The organism is Methylobacterium sp. WL116 (assembly GCF_008039455.1).
GTDB lineage: Bacteria > Pseudomonadota > Alphaproteobacteria > Rhizobiales > Beijerinckiaceae > Methylobacterium.
In genome coordinates this window covers 1-9,663 of record NZ_VRUV01000138.1, presented here as the reverse complement: position 1 = coordinate 9,663, position 9,663 = coordinate 1, and the positions used below count along the sequence as shown (strand labels likewise).

Below are 9,663 nucleotides of genomic sequence, written 5' to 3'. Positions count from 1 at the left end.
ACCTTCCCGGCCGTCGGCGCCCGGGCCGAGAGGAAGCGCGTCGCGCTGCTGCGCGGCTGCGCCCAGAGCGTGCTCCGCCCCGATTTCAACGCGGCGGCGATCCGCCTGCTGACCCGGCACGGCGTCGAGGTGGTGCATGCGGACGGGGAGGGCTGCTGCGGCGCGCTCACCCACCACATGGGCAGGACGGACGATTCGCACACCCAGGCCAAGCGCACCATCGACGCCTGGATCGGGGAGGCCGACGGCGCGGGGCTCGACGCGATCCTCGTCACGGCGTCCGGCTGCGGCACGACGATCAAGGATTACGGATTCATGTTCCGCGACGACCCGGCCTATGCCGACAAGGCGGCGCGGGTCTCGGCGCTGGCCAAGGATGTGACCGAGTTCGTCGCGACGCTCGGCATCGCGCCGGTGATCGAGAGCGACCTCGTCGTCGCCTACCATTCCGCCTGCTCGATGCAGCACGGCCAGGGTATCCGCACCGAGCCGAAGGCCTTGCTGAAGCAGGCGGGCTTCACCGTGAAGGACGTGCCCGAGGGGCACATCTGCTGCGGCTCGGCCGGCACCTACAACATCCTGCAGCCGGAGCTGGCAGGCAAGCTCAGGGCGCGCAAGGTCGCCAACATCGAGCGCATGCGCCCCGACGTGATCGCCACCGGCAACATCGGCTGCGCCACCCAGATCGGGAAGGGCACCGCGATCCCGATCGTCCACACGGTGGAGTTGCTGGATTGGGCGACCGGCGGGCCACGGCCGGCCGCGATCGGGCGATCGGCCGAGCCGGCGCTGCAGGCGGCGGAGTGACGAACCTCAGCGTTCGAGCTGATGGGTGACCGGGATCCAGCGATAGCCGGTGCCGCTGCGCCCGACGTAGCCGAGCGAGGGGAACGAGGTGTGGTAGCCGGCGACGACGAGGTCGTCGGTGGCTGCCATGTCGTAGATCCGCCGGCGCGTCGCGGCGCCCGCGGCCTTGTCCATGTCGAACAGGGCGTGCCAGCCGGGCTCGGCGAGCGAGGCGACCTCGTGGTGGGCGCAATCGCTCCAGATCAGCATCCGCCGCCCTTCGCTCTCGACGTGGAAGGCGAGGTGGCCGGGCGTATGCCCGTAGGCCGCGAGCGCATGGTGAGCACGACGAGGTCGACCGCCTCCGGCGCGGTGCCGGCCGCCTCGCTCAGCCTTCGCGACATCCGGCGCTGACGACCGGTCAGGGCGCCCGCTCGCGAAACGCCGCCAGCACGAAGACCCGGATCGCCGAGGACAGGTTCTGGCCGTCGCGGCCGGCATCGATCGCCCCGATCAGCGCCTGCACCGATTGGCCGCGTGCTGCGGCGATCTCGCCCAGAGCGGTCCAGAACGGATCCTCCAGCGACACGCTGGTGCGGTGGCCGGCGATCATCACCGAGCGCTTGGTGATGCTCATCGTGGGCTCTTCCCTCCCTTCCCAACCTTCCCCGTCATCCCGGGGCGCCGAAGGCGAGCCCGGGATCCAGAACCGCAGGTCGTGCCTCGGATGGCGCCGTCGGCGGCTCTGGATCCCGGCCTCTGCTGCGCAGCCGCGGGATGACAGAGTGAAGCGGTATCAGAAGCAATTTACTTGGATCGGACGAGATCGGTGAACGCCGTGGCTCCCTCCAGGGAAACGGACGTCGCGCGGCGGCGCACCCTCGCTCAGGTCTCCGGATCCGGCCCGACCAGCTTGTGGCCCTCGTGGCGGGCGACCTCGATCGCCGTCTTGCGCTCCTGCAGGGTCCGGGCCTTCTTCGGGCGGCCGAAGGCGATGCGGTTGTCGGCCGCCTTCTCGTCCTTCTCGACCCGCAGGCGTGCCTTGCGGGCTTGGCGCAGGTTGATGATCTCGGCCATCGCGTCGATCTCCCGGGTCTCAGCTTCGGCCTACTCGGCGCTCGGGGCCAGCATGGTCTCGGGCCGCACCACGCGCTCGAACTCGGCCTCCGTCACGTAGCCGAGGCGCAGGGCCTCTTGCTTCAGGGTGGTGCCGTTCTTGTGCGCCGTCTTGGCGATCTCGGCGGCCTTGTCGTAGCCGATCGAGGGCGCGAGCGCGGTCACCAGCATCAGCGAGCGGCTCATCAGGTCGGCGATCTTGTCCTCGTTGGCCTTGATCCCGACGACGCAGTTGTCGGTGAAGCTCACCGCCGCGTCGGCGAGCAGGCGGATCGACTGCAGCACCGCGTTGGCGATCACCGGCTTGAACACGTTGAGCTCGAAGTTGCCCTGGCTGCCGGCGAAGCTCACCGTGGTGCCGTTGCCGATCACCTGCGCGCAGACCATCGTCAGCGCCTCGCACTGGGTCGGGTTGATTTTGCCCGGCATGATCGAGGAGCCCGGCTCGTTCTCCGGCAGCGACAGCTCGCCCAACCCGGAGCGCGGGCCGGATGCCAGCAGGCGGATGTCCTGCGCGATCTTGAACAGGCCGGCGGCGAGCGCCGAGAGCGCGCCCTGCGTGAACACCAGCGCGTCGTGGGTCGCCAGCGCCTCGAACTTGTTGGCGGCCGAGGTGAAGGGCAGGCCGGTCAGCTCCGCGACCTTGGCGGCGAAGCGCTCGGCGAATTCCGGATGCGCGTTCAGCCCGGTGCCGACGGCGGTGCCGCCCTGCGCCAGCGCCAGCACGCCGGGCAGCGTCGCCGCGATGCGCGAGCCGCCGAGCGCGACCTGCGCGGCGTAGCCCGAGAATTCCTGGCCGAGCGAGACCGGGGTCGCGTCCTGCAGGTGGGTGCGGCCGATCTTGACGATCGATTCGAAGGCCTTCGCCTTCGCGTCGAGCGCGGTGTGCAGGTGCGTCAGCGCCGGCATCAGGCGCTCGGTGATCTCGCGCGAGACCGCGATGTGCATCGCCGTCGGGAAGACGTCGTTCGAGGACTGGCCGCGGTTGCAATGGTCGTTGGGGTGGACCGGCGACTTGCCGCCGCGCTTGCCCCCGAGCCGCTCGTTGGCGAGGCTGGCGATCACCTCGTTGGCGTTCATGTTGGACTGGGTGCCCGATCCGGTCTGCCACACCACCAGCGGGAACTCGTCGTCGTGGCGGCCCTCGACCACCTCGGCCGCCGACGCCGCGATCGCCTCGGCCACCTTCGGGTCGAGGCCGCCGAGATCCTGGTTCACCAGGGCGGCCGACTGCTTGACGAGGCCCAGCGCGTGGACGAGCGGCGCCGGCATGTGCTCGGTGCCGATCTTGAAGTTCTGGATCGAGCGCTGGGTCTGCGCCCCCCAATACCGGTTCGCCGGAACCTCGATCGGCCCGAAAGTGTCGGATTCCGTGCGGGTGGCGGTCTCGGGCTGCGGCGACATCGTGGCCTCTACGTTCGGTGCGGTGCGGTGCCTACCTACGACAGGCGGCGGCAAATCGCGAAGGCGCTTTTCCGGCCGTGTCCCGACAAACGCGGCGGCCTGTTCCCCGTCGCGCCAAGCAAGGATGGCGCCCGAATGACGGCGACGATCGCGATCGACACGGATGCGCCGGTGGCGTCCCGCTTCCGGCCGCCGGTGCCGGCGCCGCGCCGCACGGCGATGGGCCTGTTCGAGTTCCTCAAGGCGGCGCGCAAGAACCCGATCACCACCTGGATGGAGGATCACTTCACCGCCCCCGTGGTGGCCGGCGACGGCGCCATGGGCCGCATCACCGTGGTCAGCGACCCGGCACTGATTCGCTACCTCCTCGTCGAGAACGTCGGCAACTACCGCAAGGACGACCTCCAGCGCCGCGTCCTGGCGCCCGGGCTCGGCAACGGCCTGCTCAGCGCCGAGGGCGACGCCTGGAAGCTGCAGCGGCGGACGCTGGCGCCGATCTTCTCGGCGCGCACCGTGCAGGGTTTTTCCGATGCGATGAACGCGTCCGGCGCCAAGCTCGCCCGCCGCCTGGTCCGGCGCGACGGCACGCAGGTCGACGTCGCGCTGGAGATGACCCGCGTGACGCTGGACGTGCTGGAGCGGACGATCTTCACCCAGGGCCTGCCCGGCGATCCCGATGCGCTCGGGCGGGCGATCACCCGCTTCCTCGAGGCTGTCGGGCCGATCGACCCGCTCGACGTGTTCGGCGTGCCCGATTTCGTGCCCCGGCTCGGACGCCTGCGGGCGCGGCCGGCGGGGCGCTACTTCGCCGAGGTGGTCGAGGAGCTGATCGCCCGCCGCAAGGCGCTGTTGGCGGCCGGCGGCGCGCCGCAGGACCTGATGACGCTGTTGCTGGCGGCGCAGGACCCCGAGACCGGCAAGGGCCTCACCGACCTCGAGGTTCAGGCCAACATCGTCACCTTCATCGCCGCCGGGCACGAGACCACGGCGAATGCCCTGACCTGGGCGCTGTACTGCTTGGCGAAGGACGACGCCGCCCGCGAGCGCCTCGAGGCCGAGGTCAACGCGGCGGGCGACGGCGACGTCGCGATCGAGGCGCTGCCCTTCGCCAAGGCGGTGATGGAGGAGGCGATGCGCCTGTTTCCGCCGGTGCCGTTCCTCAGCCGCCAGGCGATCCGCGACGATCGCCTCGGCCGCATCAAGGTGCCGCGCGGGTCGATGGTGCTGGTCGCGCCCTACGTGCTGCACCGGCACCGCACCCTATGGGACGATCCGGACGCCTTCGTGCCGGAGCGGTTCCTCGGTACGAACCGCGACGCGATCCCGCGCTTCGCCTACCTGCCGTTCGGGGCGGGCCCGCGCGTCTGCATCGGTCAGAGCTTCTCGCTGCAGGAGGCGGTGATCGTGCTGGCCCACATCGTCCGCGCCGTGCGGTTCCGGATGCCAGCCGACCATCCGCCGATGACGCCGCTGCACCGGGTGACCTTGCGGCCCGAGCACGGCCTGCGCATGGATGCGACGCTCCGCTGAGGCGGGCCGTCCCTATCGTGCGACCGCCCCGACCATCGGCCCGAGCGGGCGGCTGATGTCGCTGCGCTTGAGCGCCGGCGCGTAGAGGCTCGACACGCTGCCGTCGAGGAACAGCGCGTTGCGGCAGCCGAGGTCGTCCCGGAACAGGCGCGCGAAGGCGCCGAAGGTGACAGGATGCTCCGAGATCGCGAACACCGCCACCCGCCCGTCGTCGCGGACGCCGACGCCGTTGCGGATCTTCTGGCTCGGCCCGTCGGCGGAGATCTTGGGGTGGATCTGCCCGTCGATCACCAGCATCGGGCCGGACTGCGTCGCGAAGTCGGGCCTCAGGCGTGCCTTGAGGTAGTGCCCGGTGTCGAGCACGCCGGCGCGCTCGCCCTTCACGTAGAACACGCCGTTCGGCTTGAGGTGGAAGTTGCCCGGCCCGTTGGCGGTCGAGACGCCCTTCATCTCGCGGCCGTCCTCGACGTAGAGGCCGACCGGGGCCTGGCCCTTGTCGTACATGCCGGCGTTCATCGCGAAGCTCAGGCGCGGGCCCTGCTTCTCGGCGAGCGCCGAGAGCGACGAATAGGGCTGCCCGTCGGCACCGAGCCAGAACAGCCGCACGCGCTGGCGGCGGAGATCGACGGTGCACACGGTGAAGCTGTCGCCCTGCGCCTGGACGGGCCGGCAGGCCTCGGGGACGGCCGTTTCCGCGCGCGCGCCGCCGCTCGAGACGGCCAGGAAGGCGAGAGCCGCCGCCAGGGTCGGACGTAACATCATCGTGAGGCCTCGAAGCAGCCGAGCCATTCGCACGCCTGCGGCGCGTCTCCTCACCTTAGAATGCGACGCTTTTCAAGCAGCCGCGATGGCCGCAGCGAGGAGGCGGTTTCGAATGTCGCAGCCTGAACCGAAATCGGCGCCTGCGCGTTTCTCGGACGATGGGGGTTACGGTCACGACTCTTCTGGAGATGGTTTGATGAAGCGTCTTCTTCTTGCTTCGACGTTGATGGTCGGAGCGCTCGCTTACCTGCCGGCGTCGGCCGAGGCGCGCGGCTTCGGCGGTGGCTTCCATGGCGGTGGGTTTCACGGCGGCGGCTTCGGAGGGTTTCGTGGCGGTGGCTTCGGCGGGTTCCGTGGCGCCGGCTTCCGGGGCGGTTTCGGCGGCTATCGCGGCGGCTTCGGCGGATATCGGGGCTACGGTTACGGCCGCGGCTACGGGTACGGCCTCGGCGGCCTGGGTCTCGGTGTCGGCCTCGGCCTCGCCGCCGGCGGCCTCTACGGGGGATACGGCGGCTACGGCTACCCGGGTTACGGATACGGCTATGGCTACGCCCCGGCCGCCTACGGCGGCTATGGTTACGGTTACGGTGGCGAGTGCGTGACCGTTCCCCGGGTCCGCTGGACGCCGTACGGCTATCGCCGCGTGCTGGTCGAGCGCTGCTACTGAGCGGATCGACGACGAAAACGAGAAAGAGGGCTGCCCGCGGGCGGCCCTTTTTTGTTTCGGCTCAGCGCTGGCGGCGCATCTCGTCCCGGCGCATCGGCATCGCGTCGATCGTCGAGAACAGCCGCAGTACCGGGATCGGGTCCGACGCCGTGATCTTGACGCCGCCGTCCTTGCCGACGAGCACCGCGTGGAACGCGTCGGCCGGAAGACGCAGCTGCCGCCGGATCGCCGCGGCGCTTTCCCCTTCGCCCACCGCCTCGACCACCACGAGATCCCGCTCGCCGAACCCGGCACGCGCCGCCTCGACGGCGGCGCGCTGCTCGGCGAGCCGGCGATCGTCGGCATCCGGGGCGGACAGGACGAGCACGCGCGACGCCTGGCGATAGCGCGCCAGCGGGTCCTGCGCCGCGGCGGCCTGGCCGGTGAGGGCGATCGACGCGATGGCGAGGGTGAGGCCGGATCCGACGCGCATGCGGTTGCTCTCGTGTTTGGGGATCGGTTCGATCGGGCAACGCGGAACGCGCGCGACGGTGACATCGGGCCTCGCCGCTGCGACATGATAAGCCGATCGATCCTCGACCCTCACGGAGACCCGGCATGGCCGCCAAGAACCGCCGCATCGTCCTCGCCGCGCGTCCGCACGGCGAGCCGACCTTGCAGAACTTCCGCCTCGAGGAGGCCGTCGTCCCGACGCCGCGCGCCGGCGAAATCCTGCTGCGCACACGCTGGCTCTCGCTCGACCCCTACATGCGCGGCCGGATGAGCGCGGCGAAATCCTACGCGCAGCCGGTCGGCATCGGCGAGCCGATGACCGGCGGGACGGTGAGCGAGGTGATGCGCTCCGAGCACCCGGACTTCCCCGTCGGCACCCTGGTTCAGGCCTTCGGCGGATGGCAGGAGTTCTCGGTGTCCGACGGCAACGGCCTGCGAAAGGTCGATCCCGCGGTCGCACCGCCGACGACGGCGCTCGGCGTCCTCGGCATGCCCGGCACGACCGCCTATACCGGGCTCCTCAACATCGGCGAGCCGAAGCCCGGCGAGACCGTGGTGGTGGCCGCCGCCGCCGGGCCGGTGGGGTCGCTCGTCGGGCAGATCGTCAAGCTCAAGGGTGCGCGCGCCGTCGGCATCGCGGGCGGCCCCGAGAAGTGCGCCTACCTCACGCGCGAGCTCGGCTTCGACGCCGCGGTCGACCATCGCTCCGACGACCTGCCCGGCGCGCTGGCCGCCGCCTGCCCGAAGGGCATCGACGTCTACTTCGAGAACGTCGGCGGCGCGGTCTTCGAGGCGGTGCTGCCGCTGCTGAACGACTTCGCGCGCATGCCGGTCTGCGGCCTGATCGCCGGCTACAACGCCACCGAGCTGCCGCCCGGCCCCGACCGGTCGCCGCTGCTGATGCGCGCGGTGCTGACCAAGCGCCTGCGGATCCAGGGCTTCATCGTCTGGGATTTCGCGAGCCAGATCGACGCCTTCGAGCGGGAGGTCGGCGGCTGGATCGCGGATGGATCGGTGAAGTACCGCGAGGACGTGGTCGAGGGCCTGGAGAACGCGCCCGAGGCCTTCATCGGCCTGCTGAAGGGCCGCAACTTCGGCAAGCTCATCGTCCACGTCGCCTGAGCGGGACTTCGCAGCCGGCGCCGCGCGATGCGGCACCGGCTTGCCGCGTAATAGGAACAAAGATAGAACACAGGAGGCCGGCGCCGCGTGTGGGTGATGGGGACAAGCGCCGCTGCGCCGGTTGCCCGGGCTCGTCCCGAGGCTCATGAAGAGCACCCGCGGGTTCGGCCGGACCGAGCCCTGTGAGATCCGACGGCGAAGGAGAGAGCGATGGCGGGCAGCGTCAACAAGGTCATTCTGGTGGGCAATCTCGGGCGCGATCCCGAGACGCGCCGCCTTGGCTCCGGCGATCCGGTGGTCAACCTGCGCCTCGCGACCTCCGAGTCGTGGAAGGACAAGGCGTCGGGCGAGCGCAAGGAGAAGACCGAGTGGCACTCGGTCGTGATCTACAACGAGAACCTCGCCCGCGTGGCCGAGCAGTACCTGCGCAAGGGCTCGAAGGTCTACATCGAGGGCCAGCTCCAGACCCGGAAGTGGACCGACAATTCCGGCGTCGAGAAGTACACCACCGAGGTGGTGCTCCAGCGCTTCCGCGGCGAGATGACGATTCTCGACGGGCGCGGCGGCGGTGGCGAGATGGCGGCCGACGACGAGGGCAGCGGCCAGGTCAGCCGCGGCGGCGGCGGCGGCGGCGAGTATGGCGGTGGCCGTTCCCAGGGCGGCAGCGAACGGCGTCAGCCCCCGGCGCCCGCGGGCGGTGGCGGCGGTTCGCGCGGCAACTACGACCTCGACGACGACATCCCGTTCTAGGCAGCACCCGCCCGCCGGGCGCCGTCGGCACCTTGCTCCTGATATTGTGAAGGCCCCGGATCACGCATCCGGGGCCTTTTTCGTTCCGGGTTCCAAAGCATCGTCGCTCACGGTTCGAGCAGATCGCGAACGGCGGAAAGTCATTTTTTCCCGGCCGACATGATGCGCGGCTCTCCGCAAGTCTTTATCCCGGACGATCGCCTTATTGTCCTAGATGAGGGGGCGTTCCGTGCGACCGAGGGTTGTGCTCATGTCGCGGTGACGCCGCAGGATGTCATCTAGGGTTGGTAGGGCGATTCAACTTTGGTTTAGATCTTCGGGTGGATAGCGTCTGAATAACGTATCTCATCCGCCTCAGGTGTCATGCCTCGCCGCCTCGTTCGCGCATTTCGTCCGTCACCGATCCGCACGTTCGCCGCCGCCGCCGAGGGGGCCGCCGCGGTCGAGTTCGCGCTCGTGTCGTTGCCCTTCCTGGCGCTGGTCGGCGCGATCATCCAGATCGCGTTCGTGATCTGGGCCGGCCAGAACTTCGACCGTACCGTCCAGAACGCGGTGCGCGGCCTGTTCACCGGCCAGTTCCAGATCGCCAACAGTGGGACGACCAGCGCGGCGGTCCTGCTGCAGAAGCTCAACGACGCAATGTGCGGAACCGGCGCCAACCGGGCCTTCACGTTGTTCGACTGCTCGAGCGTGAAGATCGACGTGTCGCTGGCGAGCTCGTTCGCGGCCGGGTCGAGCGCGACGCCGATGAACGCCACCACGAGGACCTGGAACAACGGCTTTGGGACGAGCTACGCCTGCGCGAAGCCGGGATCGATCGTCGTCGTCACCGCTGCCGTCAAGGTGCCGGTGTTCTTCAGCCTGCTCGACCTCGCCCAGATGAGCTTCGCCGATGGGACGCATCTGCTGCAGTCCACGGCCGTGTTCCGCACCGAGCCGTACCAGACCACCGCCTCGACCGGATGCTGAGGGCCGGGATGGTGCGGTGTTCCCCTCTTCATAGCTCAGGCGCGTCCGAGCGGGCCTTCGCTCGG

Annotated in this window: 11 protein-coding genes and 1 pseudogene; 6 read left to right on the top strand and 6 right to left on the bottom strand. The window is 70.0% G+C overall.

Annotated elements, in window-relative coordinates; translation table 11 throughout:
- On the top strand, positions 1-807 hold an 807-nt coding region (locus FV223_RS12410; protein WP_246689670.1), incomplete at its 5' end, for a heterodisulfide reductase-related iron-sulfur binding cluster.
- A 6-nt stretch (positions 808-813) separates the two neighbouring features.
- Here FV223_RS12410 and FV223_RS12405 read toward each other — a convergent pair.
- The 4 genes and pseudogenes from FV223_RS12405 to fumC form a co-directional block, all read right to left on the bottom strand.
- Positions 814-1,122: pseudogene (locus FV223_RS12405) on the bottom strand (MBL fold metallo-hydrolase); the annotation flags it as partial.
- Between the two features lie 85 nt (positions 1,123-1,207).
- Positions 1,208-1,423 (bottom strand): ribbon-helix-helix domain-containing protein, encoded by a 216-nt coding sequence (locus tag FV223_RS12400; protein ID WP_147727339.1) that lies wholly within the window; start codon positions 1,421-1,423, stop codon positions 1,208-1,210.
- A 248-nt stretch (positions 1,424-1,671) separates the two neighbouring features.
- A complete protein-coding gene (locus tag FV223_RS12395) occupies positions 1,672-1,863 on the bottom strand; it encodes a DUF4169 family protein (protein ID WP_147727338.1) in 192 nt (63 codons plus the stop codon).
- Between the two features lie 30 nt (positions 1,864-1,893).
- Positions 1,894-3,306 (bottom strand): class II fumarate hydratase, encoded by a 1,413-nt coding sequence (gene fumC, locus FV223_RS12390; RefSeq protein WP_147727337.1) that lies wholly within the window; start codon positions 3,304-3,306, stop codon positions 1,894-1,896.
- A gap of 135 nt (positions 3,307-3,441) precedes the next feature.
- On the opposite strand from fumC, the gene FV223_RS12385 reads away from it, so the two are divergent.
- Positions 3,442-4,836: a cytochrome P450 gene (locus tag FV223_RS12385; protein ID WP_147727336.1), complete on the top strand. Its 1,395-nt coding sequence runs from the start codon at positions 3,442-3,444 to the stop codon at positions 4,834-4,836.
- 12 nt (positions 4,837-4,848) lie between these two features.
- Here FV223_RS12385 and FV223_RS12380 read toward each other — a convergent pair whose 3' ends face one another.
- On the bottom strand, positions 4,849-5,598 hold the full coding sequence (locus FV223_RS12380; RefSeq protein WP_147727335.1) for a phosphodiester glycosidase family protein: 750 nt from the start codon (positions 5,596-5,598) through the stop codon (positions 4,849-4,851).
- A 196-nt stretch (positions 5,599-5,794) separates the two neighbouring features.
- On the opposite strand from FV223_RS12380, the gene FV223_RS12375 reads away from it, so the two are divergent.
- Entirely contained in the window at positions 5,795-6,265 is a 471-nt protein-coding gene (locus FV223_RS12375) for a hypothetical protein (RefSeq protein WP_147727334.1), read from the top strand.
- Positions 6,266-6,326: 61 nt separating this feature from the next.
- On the opposite strand, the gene FV223_RS12370 is transcribed toward FV223_RS12375, so the two are convergent.
- A complete protein-coding gene (locus FV223_RS12370; RefSeq protein WP_147727333.1) occupies positions 6,327-6,737 on the bottom strand; it encodes a DUF4174 domain-containing protein in 411 nt (136 codons plus the stop codon).
- A gap of 125 nt (positions 6,738-6,862) precedes the next feature.
- Between FV223_RS12370 and FV223_RS12365 the strand changes: the two genes are divergently transcribed.
- The 3 genes from FV223_RS12365 to FV223_RS12355 all read left to right on the top strand — a co-directional run bounded on the left by FV223_RS12365 (position 6,863) and on the right by FV223_RS12355 (position 9,598).
- Positions 6,863-7,879, top strand: coding sequence for an NADP-dependent oxidoreductase (locus tag FV223_RS12365; RefSeq protein WP_147727332.1), 1,017 nt, complete (start codon positions 6,863-6,865; stop codon positions 7,877-7,879).
- 210 nt (positions 7,880-8,089) lie between these two features.
- Positions 8,090-8,629: a single-stranded DNA-binding protein gene (ssb, locus tag FV223_RS12360; protein ID WP_147727331.1), complete on the top strand. Its 540-nt coding sequence runs from the start codon at positions 8,090-8,092 to the stop codon at positions 8,627-8,629.
- 402 nt (positions 8,630-9,031) lie between these two features.
- Positions 9,032-9,598 (top strand): TadE/TadG family type IV pilus assembly protein, encoded by a 567-nt coding sequence (locus FV223_RS12355; protein WP_281407443.1) that lies wholly within the window; start codon positions 9,032-9,034, stop codon positions 9,596-9,598.
- The last annotated feature ends 65 nt before the right edge of the window (positions 9,599-9,663 follow it).